This window comes from Nocardia sp. NPDC056100, assembly GCF_042266325.1.
Taxonomy (GTDB): Bacteria; Actinomycetota; Actinomycetes; order Mycobacteriales; family Mycobacteriaceae; genus Nocardia.
On record NZ_JBHJVY010000001.1, the window covers coordinates 1,596,832 to 1,611,597 of the forward strand.

General features: G+C 66.9%; 14 protein-coding genes. 9 read left to right on the forward strand and 5 right to left on the reverse strand.

All coding sequences use genetic code 11. From position 1 onward, the window contains the following. Position 1 precedes the first annotated feature (1 nt). From ACFC0O_RS07335 to dxr, 3 genes are all read right to left on the reverse strand, one after another. The gene (locus ACFC0O_RS07335; protein WP_375954613.1) at positions 2-1,726 is read right to left on the reverse strand and encodes a TerD family protein; all 1,725 of its coding nucleotides are present in this window, start codon (positions 1,724-1,726) and stop codon (positions 2-4) included. Positions 1,727-1,888: 162 nt separating this feature from the next. Further along, entirely contained in the window at positions 1,889-3,091 is a 1,203-nt protein-coding gene (locus ACFC0O_RS07340) for an RIP metalloprotease (RefSeq protein WP_375954614.1), read from the reverse strand. A 22-nt stretch (positions 3,092-3,113) separates the two neighbouring features. After that, positions 3,114-4,298: a 1-deoxy-D-xylulose-5-phosphate reductoisomerase gene (gene dxr / locus ACFC0O_RS07345; RefSeq protein ID WP_375954616.1), complete on the reverse strand. Its 1,185-nt coding sequence runs from the start codon at positions 4,296-4,298 to the stop codon at positions 3,114-3,116. A 100-nt stretch (positions 4,299-4,398) separates the two neighbouring features. On the opposite strand from dxr, the gene ACFC0O_RS07350 reads away from it, so the two are divergent. Continuing rightward, positions 4,399-4,683 carry a DUF2631 domain-containing protein gene (locus tag ACFC0O_RS07350; RefSeq protein WP_375954618.1) on the forward strand — a complete coding sequence of 95 codons (285 nt, stop codon included), beginning with the start codon at positions 4,399-4,401 and terminating at the stop codon, positions 4,681-4,683. 123 nt (positions 4,684-4,806) lie between these two features. Further along, positions 4,807-5,115, forward strand: coding sequence for a hypothetical protein (locus ACFC0O_RS07355; RefSeq protein WP_375954620.1), 309 nt, complete (start codon positions 4,807-4,809; stop codon positions 5,113-5,115). A gap of 93 nt (positions 5,116-5,208) precedes the next feature. On the opposite strand, the gene ACFC0O_RS07360 is transcribed toward ACFC0O_RS07355, so the two are convergent. Together ACFC0O_RS07360 and ACFC0O_RS07365 are read right to left on the reverse strand one after the other, a co-directional pair. Continuing rightward, a complete protein-coding gene (locus tag ACFC0O_RS07360; protein WP_375954621.1) occupies positions 5,209-5,856 on the reverse strand; it encodes a hypothetical protein in 648 nt (215 codons plus the stop codon). A gap of 258 nt (positions 5,857-6,114) precedes the next feature. After that, positions 6,115-6,822, reverse strand: a complete 708-nt coding sequence (locus tag ACFC0O_RS07365; RefSeq protein WP_375954623.1) for a hypothetical protein — start codon at positions 6,820-6,822, stop codon at positions 6,115-6,117. Positions 6,823-7,055: 233 nt separating this feature from the next. Between ACFC0O_RS07365 and ACFC0O_RS07370 the strand changes: the two genes are divergently transcribed. From ACFC0O_RS07370 to ACFC0O_RS07400, 7 genes are all read left to right on the forward strand, one after another. After that, positions 7,056-8,036 (forward strand): zinc-binding alcohol dehydrogenase family protein, encoded by a 981-nt coding sequence (locus ACFC0O_RS07370; protein ID WP_375954624.1) that lies wholly within the window; start codon positions 7,056-7,058, stop codon positions 8,034-8,036. 15 nt (positions 8,037-8,051) lie between these two features. Further along, positions 8,052-8,417 carry a DUF1304 domain-containing protein gene (locus ACFC0O_RS07375; protein WP_375954626.1) on the forward strand — a complete coding sequence of 122 codons (366 nt, stop codon included), beginning with the start codon at positions 8,052-8,054 and terminating at the stop codon, positions 8,415-8,417. A gap of 37 nt (positions 8,418-8,454) precedes the next feature. Then, entirely contained in the window at positions 8,455-9,456 is a 1,002-nt protein-coding gene (locus tag ACFC0O_RS07380; RefSeq protein WP_375954627.1) for a Gfo/Idh/MocA family protein, read from the forward strand. A 145-nt stretch (positions 9,457-9,601) separates the two neighbouring features. Next, positions 9,602-11,254, forward strand: a complete 1,653-nt coding sequence (locus tag ACFC0O_RS07385; RefSeq protein WP_375954628.1) for a sulfatase-like hydrolase/transferase — start codon at positions 9,602-9,604, stop codon at positions 11,252-11,254. A 70-nt stretch (positions 11,255-11,324) separates the two neighbouring features. Beyond that, the gene (locus ACFC0O_RS07390) at positions 11,325-11,645 is read left to right on the forward strand and encodes a YciI family protein (protein ID WP_375954630.1); all 321 of its coding nucleotides are present in this window, start codon (positions 11,325-11,327) and stop codon (positions 11,643-11,645) included. 113 nt (positions 11,646-11,758) lie between these two features. Continuing rightward, the gene (locus tag ACFC0O_RS07395; RefSeq protein ID WP_375956027.1) at positions 11,759-12,982 is read left to right on the forward strand and encodes an RNA polymerase sigma factor; all 1,224 of its coding nucleotides are present in this window, start codon (positions 11,759-11,761) and stop codon (positions 12,980-12,982) included. 89 nt (positions 12,983-13,071) lie between these two features. Continuing rightward, positions 13,072-14,598, forward strand: a complete 1,527-nt coding sequence (locus tag ACFC0O_RS07400) for an MFS transporter (protein WP_375954632.1) — start codon at positions 13,072-13,074, stop codon at positions 14,596-14,598. Positions 14,599-14,766 lie beyond the last annotated feature (168 nt).

Below are 14,766 nucleotides of genomic sequence, written 5' to 3' on the forward strand. Positions count from 1 at the left end.
GCTAGATGCGCGCACCCTTCTGCTGATTGCATTTGCGGCACAGGATCTGCAGGTTCTCCACGCTTGTCGCCCCGCCCTGACTCCACGGGATGATGTGGTCGAACTCCAGGTACTGATTGTCACCGCACTGCTGGCATCTGCCGCCGTCGCGCTGCCAGACCCGGGCCTTGACATCCTGCGGGACCGCACGCGAATCACGCTGGCCCGGAGCCAGCACCAGGCGCTTGGCCACCCGCAGCGCGCCCTCCAGGACCGCGGCCACATACTCGGCATCGGGCACCCGGTAGGTGCCGCCGCCGCGCGCGGTGGTGGCCTGGATGACGACGGTGTCGTACTCGTGGCGAACGGCGACCATCTTGGCCCAGGACAATTCCACGCCCGCGCCGTCACCGACGAAACGGAACTTCTTACTGCTGCCGATCAGACGGCCCGACGCCTGCTTGGGACCGCTGGCGAGATAGCGGATCTGCGTCGCGTTCACATCGAGGTAGAGCAGCTCATCGGCCTCCAGATGCAGATCCGGGCGCTCGACGCGCGGCAGATCACCCACCTTCACCTGGGTCAGCGCGCGCCCGCGCAGCATGCGCTGCCGCAGTCCCTCGATATGCTGCGCGGCCATGCCGAGATCGGTGTATTTCTGCAATGTGGTGATGGTGCGCTCGAAATCCTCGAGTTCGCTCTGATCGATCTCACCGTCCGCGAAGGCGAAGGCCACCACGCGTTCGAGATGGGCGATGGCCAAGGGGCGCAAGGCTTCCCGCCCGGTGTTCTCGCTGATCAGGTGGAAGCGGAGCATCCCCCACGCCTCCTCCCAGGCCGGGCCGCTCGGACCGCCGGTCGCGAGCACCTGCCACACCTGGCCGCGCCACGACTCGAGCAGACCGCTCACCTCGGCCTCGCACCAGCGGCACGCGGCCGGGCCGCCCGCACCGAAGCGCGGCACATGCCGGGGCCGACCGCAGCGGGGGCAGGTGGCCGGATCGTCGACCGGGAAGGCTGGGCGATAGTCCTCGGTCCACACCGAACCGCTCCACCACCGCAGGCGCGCCGAATCGCCTGGGACGGAATACCACCCGGCGGGCATATCGGGCGCGGGAATCGGCACCGGCGGGGCGGCAGGCGGGGCGAAGGAAGCGGCGGCGGGCGCGGGCGTGTACCCGGAGACCGGGGCAGATGGCGGGGCCACCAGCGGCGGGGCACTCGCCTGGACCGGCGGGGCCGTCTCCTCGTCGTCGACTTCGACGCCGAATTCCTCTGCGAGGCCGCGCAATCCGCTGCTCCAGCCTTGGCCGACGGCGCGGAATTTCCAGTCGCCGTTGCGGCGGTAGAACTCGCCGAGCACCATGGCGGTGACCGCGTCGGAGCCGTGCAGGGGGTAGCTGAGCAGGACGCCGGTGGTATCGCGGACGGTGAGGGTCAGGGCGTCGATATCCCGGAATGAGCCCTGCTCAACGGATCCCGCGATGACGACCTTGTGCACCGCCGGTTCGATGGCGGTGAGGGTCAGGCGCATGGTGGCGGTGCCCGAAGCGGATTCCTCCAGTACCACCGCTCCCGAGGGATGCCGGGGCGCGTTGAAGAAGACGAAATCGTCGTTGCCCCGGATCTTTCCGCTCTCATCCAGCAGCAGAGCCTGCGGATCCACCTCGCGGCCCGAACCCCACCGCAGCACCAGCGATACCGCGGCCGAATTCACCGGCGCGTTCGCTCCACGCGTCAACTCCACGACGCAAACACCGTTCTCTCACGCAGACAATGTCGAGACATCCACTGCGCCAGGTACTTCGGTGAACGCTATCCCCACCCCGAGCTCAACGGCTGCCCCACGGCAACCTTACCGATAACGGCCGACAATGCCGTTCGGCCGCTACGCGATTGGCACGGACCGTCAGGGGAAGAGCTTGACCGGGTTGACGATATCGGCGACCAGGGTCAGCACCATGTACGCGCCGCCGATCACCACCACCACGTAGGTGGCGGGTAGCAGTTTGAGGTAATCCACCGGCGGCCCGTCGGGCAGGCCCTTACGGCCGCGCAGCACATTGCGGATCTTCTCGTAGATGACGACCGCCATATGACCGCCGTCCAGGGGCAGCAGCGGCAGCAGGTTGAACGCGCCGAGGAAGAAGTTCAGGCTCGCCAGGGTGAGCACGAACAGCGACCACAGACCGTGTTCGGCGGTCTCGCCACCGATCTTGCTCGCGCCGTAGACCGACACCGGGGTCTCCGGATCGCGCTCGCCGCCGGTGACCGCATGCCACAGATCGACCACCTTGGCGGGCATCTGCGCCAGCGATTGCACTGTGCGCAGCCCGATTTCACCGGTGAACGCGGCCGAGGCCGGAATGGCGGCGAGGAAGTCGTACTTCACCGGGAGGTAGATGTCATGGCCGACGCCGACCTTGCCGACGGTCTTGGGCGCACCATCCTTCACCGGGTAGATCACCGCCTGCTCGGGGGTGACCGGAACGCTGATGGTCTTGCCGTCGCGTTCGACGGTGTAGGTGAAAGGCCCCGTCTGCTTCTGGGTCTGGGCGCTGAAGTCCTCCCAGGTCTTGATCTTGGTGCCATTGACCGCGGTCACGATGTCACCGCGTTGCAGGCCCGCGCGCTGCGCCGGGCCCTCACCGGTGCAGGGCAGATACTTCTGATCCGGGCCCTGGCTCTGCACGCAGTTCATCGCGCCCAGCTGGGTGGCGGGCGGCTGGTCGAACCGCGGCAGTCCCCACACCACCGCGAGCAGCATGATGAGCAGGAAGCCGAGCAGGAAGTTCATCGCGATGCCGCCGGACATGACGACCAGGCGCTTCCAGGTCTTCTGCCGGTACATGGCCCGATCCAGATCCTCGGGCTCGAGCTCATCGAGGGCGGTCATACCGGCGATATCGCAGAAACCGCCCAGCGGCAACGCCTTCAGGCCGTATTCGGTCTCACCCCGGGTGGTGGACCAGATCTTCGGGCCGAAGCCGACGAAGTAGCGGCGCACCTTCATACCGGTCGCCTGCGCGGCCCACATGTGGCCGCATTCGTGCAGCGCGACCGACACGGTGATACCGAGTGCGAACAGTGCGAAGCCGATCGCGTAGACCATGCGGTACCGAACCCTCCTGCAGTCAGCCGCGCACGATCGTGCGCGCGGTTTCTCGCGCCCACGCATCGGCCGCGAGCACCTCGTCCAAGGTACTGGGTTCGGCGGTCCAGCGGTCGGCGGACTCCACGACCCGCGCGACCGTGCGCACGATCTCGGGGAATCTAATGAGCCCGTCGAGGAAGGCCTGCACGGCGATTTCATTGGCGGCGTTGTAGACCGCGGTCACGCAACCGCCCGCGGTTCCGGCCTGCCGGGCCAGGTCGATGGCGGGGAAGACCTCATTGTCGACCGGTTCGAAAGTCCAGGTCGAGGCGGTGGTCCAATCGCAGGCCGCGGCCGCGCCGGGCACCCGGTCCGGCCAGCCCAGGGCCAGCGCGATGGGCAGTTTCATATCCGGCGGGCTGGCCTGGGCCAGGGTGGAACCGTCGCAGAAGGTGACCATGGAGTGCACGATCGACTGCGGGTGCACGGTGACCTCGATGCGGTCGTAGGGCACGCCGAACAGCAGATGGGTTTCGATCAGCTCCAGGCCCTTGTTGACCAGCGAGGCCGAATTCAGGGTGTTCATCGGACCCATGGACCAGGTCGGATGGGTTTTGGCCTCGGCCGGATTCACCGATTCCAGCATCTCGGCGGTCCAGCCGCGGAACGGGCCGCCCGAGGCGGTCAGCACCAGCTTGTCGACCTCGTCGGCGCGGCCGCCGCGCAGGCACTGCGCCAGCGCCGAATGTTCGGAATCGACGGGGACGATCTGGCCGGGCTTGGCCGCGCGGGTCACCAGTGAACCGCCCGCGACCAGTGATTCCTTATTGGCCAGTGCGAGCCGCCGACCCGAATGCAGGGTCTCCAGGGTGGGCTCCAAACCGAGCGAACCGACCAGTGCGTTCAGCACCACATCGGCGTCGGTGCGCCGCACCAATTCGGTCGCGGCATCCGGACCGGCCAGTGCCACACCGAGTTTCGCCGCCGCCGCCGCATCGGCCACCGCCACGTTGGTGGTACCGGTGGCGGCGATCTGCTGCGCCAGCAATTCGGTATTGCCACCGCGCGCGGCCAATCCGACCACTTCGAACCGGTCGGGATTGGCGGCGATCACCTCCAGCGCCTGGGTACCGATCGAACCCGTGCTGCCCAGCAGCAGAACCTTCACAACGTCGGACACCCGCTTATTCTCTCCTGCCGCGTAATCGCCTGTCGCCTGCCCCATCCGGTGACATGCCGTATCCACCGCCACCCTGCTGGCTACGACACTGGGTCGTATGTCACGATATGAGCCAGCATTCGATTCGAGCCTATAAGGAGCGAAAGTGGCCGCAACGGAACTGGAATCCGTCCACAGCGCCGATGTCGTCACCAAGGTCGACACCGCCGAGGTTCCGTCCGCCGCATGGGGATGGAGCGGCGAATCGCGTCGTACCTTCCGCACCGCGGGCTGGGTCGTCGTCGTCATCCTGCTCGGCATGCTCTTCGAGGGCCCGCAGGGCGCGTCCTCGGGCAGCGGCCACACCGGATACATCTTCCTGATCGCCTTCGCGGTGTTGCTGGCTGTCGTCCTGATTCGCGATTCGCTGCTGCAACGCAAGCCTCGCTAGCGTCTCACCTGCGCTAATACACAGCCTCGCAAAGATTTTCGCGGGGCTGTGATCTTTTCCTCCTGAACATCAGGCAAACTCGAGTTGGCAAACCCGCCACCGAAGTTTCCGGGAGTGAACTGTATGCGCAAGATTCTGCCCTCCACCCTGCTGGCCGTGTCGGCCGTCGGCGCCCTGCTGGTGCTGCCCGCCGGCACCGCCTCCGCCCAGTCCCCCGCCTGCGCGCAGGTGGCCGATGTGCTGGGTAGCGTGACGGCCCTCGGACCGGATCACGACCTGGAGGTCCGTGTCGCCGATCAGCTGCTGGCCATCCCGGCCGACGGCCAGGAGCGCACCGCCATCACCGAGTACGCCGATGCGCTCAAGAACGGTGATGCCGCCTCCGTCGGCACCGCCACCATTCTGCTGAATGGTGTGTGCGCCAAGTCCTGATAACCGGACATCCGCAGCGGCTTCGGGCCGGATCGCTTGATGCGATCCGGCCCGAAGTCTGTTGTGCGTGAAGTTGTTTCGCTGATGCCGTGCTTACGGGGCCGAGATGCGGTTGAAGAAGCCGATGCCGACGCCGATCGCGGCCGGAACACCGGTCAGGATCAGGCCCGCGGCCGCACCCAGCGGGATACCGACCAGCGCACCGGCGAAGCAGCCGCCGATCCAGCCGGGCAGCAGCACCGGGGTGCCGAGGAACGCGCCGATGGCGCAGCCGCCGACGCCGCCGATGAGGGTGCCGACCATGGTGCCGATGGCGGTGATGACCGCGAACTGCGAGGAGGCGGCCGACCAGGCCGAGTCCTGATCCGCCTGGCTGGCGACATTCTGCAGCGGCAGATCGGCCGGTTGGGCCGCGGCCGGATCCATATTCGGGGTCAACGTCGCGGTGTTGCCGTCGATCTGGGCCGCGATCGGGAAGGCCAGGCCGTCCTTGATGAAGTTCAGCGGGAAGGCGGTGACCAGGCCGCCCTGGGTGTCGCGCACCTGGAACTGATCACCCTGGGTGGTCAGCGAACCGATATCGGTCTTCAGGACCACCGACGCGCCTTCGATCTTGGCGTCGTAGTGGATAGCCGAGGCTTCCGGGGCGGCGTCGGCGGGTGCGGCGTAGCTGGTGCCGGTGGTGATGCCGAGGGCCGCGATGGCCAGAGCGGAGGTGGCGGCGAACTTCTTGAAACGCATGACTTCTCGTCGCTTTCGTCGGGCGGGACCCCTGTCTTGGGGAGCAGGTCCTCGTCGAGCACCTGGTGAATAGAATGGTTTTTCTATGTTGCCGAGGTGTTGCCGAATCATGGCGATAATGGGTCGTCAAGCACGTTTCGGTTACGGTTCATGTTCAAACGGTCTTTTCAGGCCGTAATAAGCAAACTCTCAGTGCATAACAAAGGCCGGTACACATCCGAGGATGCGTACCGGCCGAGTGCCGCGGAGCGGGCTGTACTACTGGTTCGCGGGATCGTTGATGCGCTGGAAGAAGCCGATGGCGATGACGATCGCGGCCGGAACACCGGTCAGGATCAGGCCCGCGGCCGCACCCAGCGGAATGCCGATGAGCGCGCCGGCGACGCAACCGCCCAGCCAGCCCGGCAGCAGAATCGGGGTGCCGAGGAACGCGCCGATCGCACAGCCGCCGATACCGCCGACCAGGGTGCCGATCAGCGTTCCGATAGCGGTGATGATGCCGAACTGCGCGCCCGCGGCACCCACGGCGTCATCGAACGCCTTCTGCTGGGTCGCCTGGTGAATCGGCAGATCGACCGGGCGCGCGGCGGCGGGATCCATATCCGGGGTCAGGGTCGCGCGCAGGCCGTTGATGGCGGCCTTCAGCGGGTACTGCAGGCCATCCTTGATGAAACCGAGCGGGAAGGCCGCGACCAGGCCGCCATGGTTGTCGAGCAGCTGGAACTGATCATTCTCGGTGGTCATCGCACCCGCGTCGGTGGTCAGCACGACCGAATCACCCTCGATCGCGGCGTTCCAGTGAATGGAAGGCACCAGGCCGTCGACCGCGGAGTTGAGGCCCTCGACAATGTCCGAGGCGCCGGGGACGACCGGGGCGGGAGCGGGATCGGCGTGAACGGCTCCGGCGCTGATGCCGAGGGCCGCGATAACCATGACCGATGTCGCGGCAAATTTGCTGAACTTCATCACTTCGTACGCTTTCCTTGCTCGAACACTGACGGAGATTCGGATTCGGGCCAGATAACAAGCCCACTAGTCAAGTGTCCAGGAATGAGTTACTGATAGGTAGCTAAGAAAGCGTATTGATAGCCGAACTCACTGAAACCGAGGTTGTGTGATCCCCTCCATAGCGGTGCCGCACCGATAGCATGTGGAGGCCCGGACCCGATTCGCAGTCGCTCGTGATCGAAAGGCGTCGAATGGCCGAGACCATGCGCGCGGTGGTGCTCGACGCACCCGGACCACCCGATGCGCTGCATATCCGGGACCTGCCCGTCCCCGTTCCCGAACCCGGGCAGGTGCTGATCCGGGTCAAGGCGTTCGGGCTCAATCGCTCCGAACTGCACACGCGGCTCGGACTGGCCGACGGCGTGATCTTCCCGCGGGTGCTCGGTATCAAGGCCACGGGCGTCGTGGCGGAATGTCCCGGCGGCGAATTCGAACCCGGACAGCAGGTCGTGACGCTGATGGGCGGTATGGGCCGCACCTTCGACGGCGGCTATGCCGAATACACCTGCGTACCCGCCGGACAGGTGATCCCGTTCCACAGCGATCTGCCCTGGGATGTGCTGGGCGCGGTGCCGGAGATGTTGCAGACCTCGTACGGTTCGCTCACCGTCGGATTGGATGCCAAGCGCGGCCAATCCATTCTGATTCGCGGCGGCACCTCCTCGATCGGCATGTGCACCGCGGTGCTGGCCAAACAGCGCGGTATGACCGTGCTGGCCACCACCCGCAATCCGGACAAGGCCGAGGCGCTGCATCGGATCGGCGTCGACCACGTGATCCTGGACGACGGTGATATCGCCCCACGCGTGCGCGAGCTCGTCGACGGCGGAGTGCACACCGCGCTGGAATTGATCGGGACGCCGACGCTGCCGGACACCCTGCGCGCCACCGCTTTCCACGGTGTCGTCTGTTTCACCGGCATGCTCTCCAATCAATGGATAGTCGAGAACTTCTATCCCATCGGCTATCTGCCGCGCGGGGTCCGGCTGGCGGCCTACGGCGGCGAAGCCGGTGATCTGCCGCCGGAGGTGCTGCAATCGTTCCTCGACGCGGTGGCGCACGGCATCACCGCGGTTCCCATCAGCGGTACCTTCACCCTCGATGAGATCCGGCAGGCGCATACGGTGATGGAATCCGGTACCGCCACAGGCAAACTCGTCGTCACCACCTGAATCGGAGGAGCGCGTATGTGGATCGTCGCCGCTATTTTGGTCGCCCTGGTGGCCGTACTACACGGCTACATCCTGGTGCTGGAGATGTTCCTGTGGGATAAGGGCCCCGGACGGCAGCTGTCGGGATTCGATTCGGAGATGGCGGCCGCCACCAAACCGCTGGCGGCGAATCAGGGCCTGTACAACGGGTTTCTGGCGGCCGGACTGGTGTGGGGCCTGATCCTGGGCAGGCAGGACGGACACGGTGTGCTGGTGTTCTTCACCAGCTGCGTGGTAATCGCGGGCCTGTACGGCGCGGCCACCGCGAATCGGCGAATTCTCGTCGCGCAGGCGCTGCCGGGCGCATTGGCGCTGGCGGCGGTGCTCATCGCCGGGCGATGACGATGCCCGCTGCCGGATAAACGATTACGGTGGCCTGATGAATGAACCCGCGGTCGCACCGCTGCGAATCGGCGTGCTCGGTGCGGCGAGCATCGCGCCCTCGGCCCTGATCGCCCCGGCCAAGCGCAATTCCGAGGTGACGGTCGCGGCGGTGGCCGCGCGCGATGGTATGCGGGCGGCGGCGTTCGCGAAGAAGCACGGTATCGAAGCGGCCTACGACGATTACGAAAAGCTGGTCACCGCACCGGATATCAACGCGGTCTACATTCCGCTGCCCAATGGTTTGCACGGGCGGTGGACGCGGGCCGCGCTGGCGGCGGGCAAACATGTGCTGTGCGAGAAGCCGTTCACGGCCAACACCGCCGAAGCCCGCGAAATCCAGGCGCTGGCACAGGATTCGGATCGGGTGGTGATGGAGGCGTTCCACTACCGCTATCACCCGTTCACGCTGGCGGCCGAAAAGATCGCCGCCTCCGGCGAATTGGGCGAACTGGTGCGGATCGAGACCGCCTTCTGCTTCCCGCTGCCCAAGTTCTCCGATATCCGGTACGACTACGATCTCGCCGGTGGCGCGCTCATGGACGCCGGCTGCTACGCCGTGCATATGGCGCGCGTACTCGGTGGTGAACAGCCCGAGGTCACCTCGGCGCAGGCGAAGGTGCGTGATCCGCGGGTCGACCGCGCCATGACCGCCGAGCTGCGGTATCCGAGCGGGCATACCGGGCGGATTCGCTGTTCGATGTGGTCCTCGGATGTGCTGCGGGTCAGCGCGCGGGTCATCGGTGAGCGGGGTGAGCTTCGGATGCTCAATCCGATCGGGCCGCAGCTCGGACACCGGCTGACCGTGCGCACCGATCGAGGTAAGCGCGTCGAACGGTTCACGCGCCGCCCGACCTACGACTTCCAGCTCGACGCGTTCGCCGATGCCGTGCTGCGCGGTGCGCCGGTACTGACGCCGCCGCGGGATTCGGTCGAGAACATGGCCGTCATCGACGCGATCTATCAGGCCGCCGGACTGCCGCTGCGCCAGCCCAGCTGAGACGCCGATCCCCCGGGCGAGGGACGGCGAATCCCTCACCGGGGTGATGGTTTCAGCCGTTGCCGAACCTAGGCTGCTGTGCATCGGGCCGTGACAACGCGGCGAGGTACGCCCTCGGCCCGGCACGGCGGCTTTGGGAGGCACAGTGTTCGGTTCCGTCAGCAGAAGAGGATTCCTGGCCGGGGCGGCCACCACCGCGGCGGCGGCCACCGTCGCCGCACCGGCGGGCCGGGCGCGCGCCGATGTGAACCCGGACCGGCCCAATATCCTCGTCGTGCTGGTGGACGAGATGCGCGCACCGATGTGGTTCCCGGATCAGGGTGTGTTGGACGGGCTATTGCCAAATCTGGCGCGAATCCGTTCCGGCGGAGTGTCTTTCGACAATCACTACACCGCCGCCAACGATTGCACCGCCTCGCGCGGGGTGCTCGCGACCGGGTTGTACAGCCATCAGACCGGTTGCATGGTGGTCTCGGAATCCACGCTGTCACCGAAGTTTCCGACCTGGGGGTCGATGCTGCGCGATCACGGCTACGAGAGCACCTGGTGGGGGAAATGGCATCTCGGGCACTATCCGGATCGGACGCCCGGGGCGCTGGACGCGTACGGGTTCGGCGGCGGCACCTATCCCTCCCCGAACGGGGCTCCCGGACAGGGCCTTTCGATGGATCCCAAGATCGTCGACCAGTTCGCGGACTGGTTCGAACACGATGCCGGGACCGCGCCGTGGTGCACCACGGTATCGCTGGTGAATCCGCACGATATCCAGTACTGGCCGCGCTGGACGCGCCGCGATCAGGCCAATCTGGATATCCCGCAGTGGGTTTCGGAGCTGCCGCCGAACTTCGAATCGCCCGAACAGCTGAGTCGCAAACCGCGGTTGCAGACCGCGCTCATGCAGGTGTCGGCCATCGCCTTCGGGCTCGCCGAATACGGGACGCCGCAGGCGCGGCAGGCGTGGATCGATATGCGCAATCTGTACCTGTGGTTGCAGCAGCAGGTCGATATCCAGATCGGGCGGGTGCTCGACACGCTCGCCGCACGACCGGATGTCGCGGCCAATACGGTGATCGTGTTCACCTCCGATCACGGTGATTACGCGGGCTCGCACGGTCTGCACGGGAAGGGCGGCGGCGCGTACGACGAGGCGATTCGGGTGCCGCTGTACGTGCACGATCCGCGCGGGTACTTCAGTCCGAAGGACGGGACGAGCAACCGCACGCAGCTGACCTCCAGCGTGGATATCGCGCCGCTGCTGCTGACCATCGGCACCGGCGGCAACGACTGGCGCGCGGACGGGCGCTACGAACATCTGCGGGACCGGGCCGATCTGGCGGCGCTGTGCCGCAATCCGGGGGCGGCGGGGCGGCCGTGGGTCGCGCACACCACCGATGAGTCGACCATCGAGGAGGCGGCGATCATGTTCGATCGCAATGCCCCCGGCCATGTGGCCATGGTGCGCACCGCCGATGCCAAATTCGCGTCGTACTCGCACTGGGTGGACGGGCGAATTCAGATCGATCCGGGTCAGGAACAGGAATTCGAACTCTACGACTACGGCACCGAGGGCGGGCGGCTCGAGCTCGACAATCAGGCCGGGGCCGGGAATCCGCTGCGCGACAAGGCGGCTCAGCTGCTCGATCAGGTGGTGCGGGAGGAGATCCAGCAGCCGCTGCCCGAATATCTGAAGGCCGCGCAGGAGCAGGGCATCGGCGACTACCTCGATTCCCAGCGCAATCTGGCCGCCAAGGCCGAACGACTCGGCGCGTTCCTGGATGATTTCGTGGTGACGCACTGACACGCTGTCCTTGTCCGCGCGGGCCGTTCGTCGTATCGGTATGGCCCGAGTCGACGCCGCAGGAGGAGCGATGAAATATCTGCTGATGATCGCCACCGACGAAACCGAGGTGAGCGAGGTGCCGGGCTGCGCGGCCTGGGTTCGGGAGATGACCGCGCGCGGGGTCCTGCGCGATCTCACCGGACTGTGCCCGACCAGCGATGCCACCACGATTCGGGTGCGCGGGGAGCAGGTGCTGCTCTCGGACGGGCCGTTCGCCGAGACCAAGGATCAGATCGGCGGGGCCGCGCTCATCGACTGCGCCGATCTGGACGAGGCGATCGAGGTGGTGTCGAAACATCCTGCGGCGGCACTCGGCGCGATCGAGATTCGGCCGCTGCTGACGCAATGAGCCGCGGGGCGGGTGCGATGAACGGGCCCGGCGATTCCAGCGACGGCGCGAAGGTGAAAGGCGTTGCGGGGGTACGCGACACCGGAAACGGCAGTGTGGCCGATCGCGCCGGGGTGGTCGATGACGCCATCGTCGCCGCCTTTCGGGACGAATGGGGGCATGTGGTCGCCACCTTGATCCGGGTGACCGGGGAGTGGGATCTGGCCGAGGAGGCGGCGCAGGAGGCGTTCGCGGCGGCCCTGCGGGTGTGGCCGCGCGACGGGGTGCCGGATAAGCCGGGGGCCTGGCTCACCACGGCGGCCCGCAATCACGCCGTCGACAGGCTGCGGCGGAATACGTTGGGGGCGGCGAAATTACGGGAGTTGGCCGTATTGACGGCGCACGGCGAGGTCGGCGGCGAGGCGCAGGAGATTCGCGATGATCGGCTGCGGCTCATCTTCACCTGCTGTCATCCGGCGCTGGCGTTCGAATCGCAGATCGCGCTGACCCTGCGGACGCTGGCGGGGTTGAGCACCGCGCAGATCGCGCGGGCCTTCCTGGTGCCGGAGGCGACGCTGGCCAAACGGCTGGTGCGCGCCAAGGCGAAGATCAAGAACGCCGGGATTCCGTATCGGGTGCCGCCCGCGCATCTGCTGCCCGAGCGGACTGTCGCGGTGCTGGGGGTGCTGTATCTGATCTTCAACGAGGGCTATTCCGCCACCACCGGGACCGAGATGATCCGGGAAGGGTTGTGTGCGGAGGCCATTCGGCTGCAACGGCTGCTGGTGGAGTTGATGCCCGATGAGCCCGAGGCGCAGGGGCTGCTGGCGTTGATGCTGCTGCACGATGCCCGGCGGGCGACGCGGGTGGCTGCCGACGGCGAACTGGTGACGCTCGAATATCAGGACCGTGCGCGCTGGGATTGTGCTCGAATCGCCGAGGGCACAGCGATTCTCGATGCCGCCATGGCGCGCGGGCGGATCGGGCCGTATCGGTTGCAGGCGGCGATCGCGGCCTGCCATGTGCACGCGCCCACCGCCGCGGCGACGGATTGGGCGCAGATCGCCGGGCTCTACGAGCATCTGCTGAAGCTGGTGCCCTCCCCCGTCGTGCGGCTGAATCATGTTGTCGCGGTGGCGATGTCGGAGGGACCGGAGGTCGGTCTCGCACAGCTCGGCGAGCTGGAGGCGGACGCGACGCTCAACGGCACGCATCTGCTGTCCGCGACGAAGGCGGATCTGCTGCGCCGACTCGGTCGGTTCGAGGAGGCGGCCACCTGCTATCGGGCGGCGCTGGAGCTGGTGGTGTCCGAGGCCGAGCGCCGCTATCTCGGGCGGCGGCTCGACGAAATGTCCTGAACCGTGCTGTTTGTCGGCGGTAGCGCTGGTCCGGTCCATTCGGGGCGGTCCCGTTCGTCGGTTCGGCAGAACCGTTCGAAAGGATTCCCGTGGACATCACCGATAGACCCGCGACGGCGCGCGCGGGCCGCCGCGAATGGCTCGGCCTCGCGGTGCTGGCCCTGCCCATTCTGCTGATCTCGGTCGACTTCAGCGTATTGAATCTGGCCCTGCCGAACCTGGCGGCGGACCTGACGCCCAGCAGCACCGAACAACTCTGGATCCTGGACATCTACGGCTTCATGATCGCCGGATTCCTGCTCACCATGGGCACTCTCGGCGATCGCGTCGGCCGCCGACGGCTCTTGCTCTGCGGTGCGGGGGCTTTCGGCGCGTGCTCGATACTGGCGGCGTACTCGGACAGTCCGGCGATGCTGATCGCCGCCCGGGCGCTGCTCGGTATCGCGGGCGCGACCCTGGCACCCTCGGGTCTGGCGTTGATCGGCAGCATGTTCGGCGATCCGAAACAGCGAGCGACCGCCGTCGCCGCCTTCACCGGCTGTTTCATGGGTGGTGCGATCATCGGGCCGATCGCGGGAGGTGTACTGCTGGCGCACTTCTGGTGGGGTTCGGTATTCCTGCTCGCCGTGCCGGTCATGCTGTTGTTGCTCATCGCGGGGCCGATATTGCTGCCCGAATACCGTGATCCCGCCGCCTCTCGGCTCGACATTCTCAGTGTCGCACTGTCATTGGCCGGAATTCTGCCCGTCGTCTACGGCATCACCGAACTGTCCCGCGATGCCGGGCAGCCCGGGGCCTGGATCGCCCTCACCGGCGGTGTGCTCGTGTTCGCCCTATTCCTGTTGCGTCAGAGCAGAATTCGGCGGCCGCTACTGGAATTGCGTCTGTTCACCAACCGCATCTTCCGTGGCGCGTTCACCCTCAGCCTGCTGGCGGGCGCGGCCCAGGGCGGCAGCATCCTCATGATCAATCTCTACCTGCAAACCGTCCTGGGCTATTCCACCCTGCGCGCGGGCCTCTGGATGGTCCCGCCCGCCCTGGCCATGCTCGTCACCATCGCCCTCGGCCCAGCCCTGGCCCGCACCCTGCGTCCCGCCTACATCACCGCCGCCGGGCTGGCCATCGGGGCCCTCGGCTACACCCTGACCACCTGCACCACCGTCGAAACCGGCCTTCCCCCACTGATAATCGGCTTCGCCATAGCCATGGCCGGTATCGGCCCCGGCATGTCCCTCGGCTACGACCTCATCCTGCGCGCCGCCCCACCCGAGATCGCGGGCGCGGCCGCCGCCACCGCCGAAGCGGGCGGCCAATTCGGCGTAGCCGCGGGCGTCGCCCTGCTCGGCAGCATCGGCACCGCCGTCTACCGCACCACCCTCCACCTCCCCGCCACCATCCCCTCCCCCGCCGCCGACCAAGCCAACGAATCCGTCACGGGCGCATTCGCCGCGGCACATCAACTCCCACCGACCGTCCGCGACGACCTACTCGACTCCGCCCGCACCGCCTTCACCTCCGGCCTGCACACCGTCACCACCATCGGCGCGATCATGTTCGCCGCATTGGCCGTGCTGGCGATAGCGGAACTCCGGCAGGCTCCACCTACCGGCAAGTAGTTCTCCACCGTTGCCGACACCGCCGATGTGTACCGCCCGATGTCTCAAACTCTTTGTGGCACAGGACCGGACGGAATATTTCGGGAATCGGGGGTGGCTCACTCGGCGATAGCTACAGTGAAATCGCCCGGGGGTGGGCGATGTTGCCGTCGTCGCGCTCGGGCGGAT

Bases quoted from the DNA above. Each gene is read 5' to 3' on its own strand.
- ACFC0O_RS07380 (WP_375954627.1), top strand. From the start codon at position 8,455: ATGAATGAACCCGCGGTCGCACCGCTGCGAATCGGCGTGCTCGGTGCG.
- ACFC0O_RS07365 (WP_375954623.1), bottom strand. From the start codon at position 6,822: ATGAAGTTCAGCAAATTTGCCGCGACATCGGTCATGGTTATCGCGGCC.
- ACFC0O_RS07375 (WP_375954626.1), top strand. From the start codon at position 8,052: ATGTGGATCGTCGCCGCTATTTTGGTCGCCCTGGTGGCCGTACTACAC.
- ACFC0O_RS07340 (WP_375954614.1), bottom strand. From the start codon at position 3,091: ATGGTCTACGCGATCGGCTTCGCACTGTTCGCACTCGGTATCACCGTG.
- ACFC0O_RS07370 (WP_375954624.1), top strand. From the start codon at position 7,056: ATGGCCGAGACCATGCGCGCGGTGGTGCTCGACGCACCCGGACCACCC.
- ACFC0O_RS07390 (WP_375954630.1), top strand. From the start codon at position 11,325: ATGAAATATCTGCTGATGATCGCCACCGACGAAACCGAGGTGAGCGAG.
- ACFC0O_RS07360 (WP_375954621.1), bottom strand. From the start codon at position 5,856: ATGCGTTTCAAGAAGTTCGCCGCCACCTCCGCTCTGGCCATCGCGGCC.
- ACFC0O_RS07355 (WP_375954620.1), top strand. From the start codon at position 4,807: ATGCGCAAGATTCTGCCCTCCACCCTGCTGGCCGTGTCGGCCGTCGGC.
- dxr (WP_375954616.1), bottom strand. From the start codon at position 4,298: ATGGGGCAGGCGACAGGCGATTACGCGGCAGGAGAGAATAAGCGGGTG.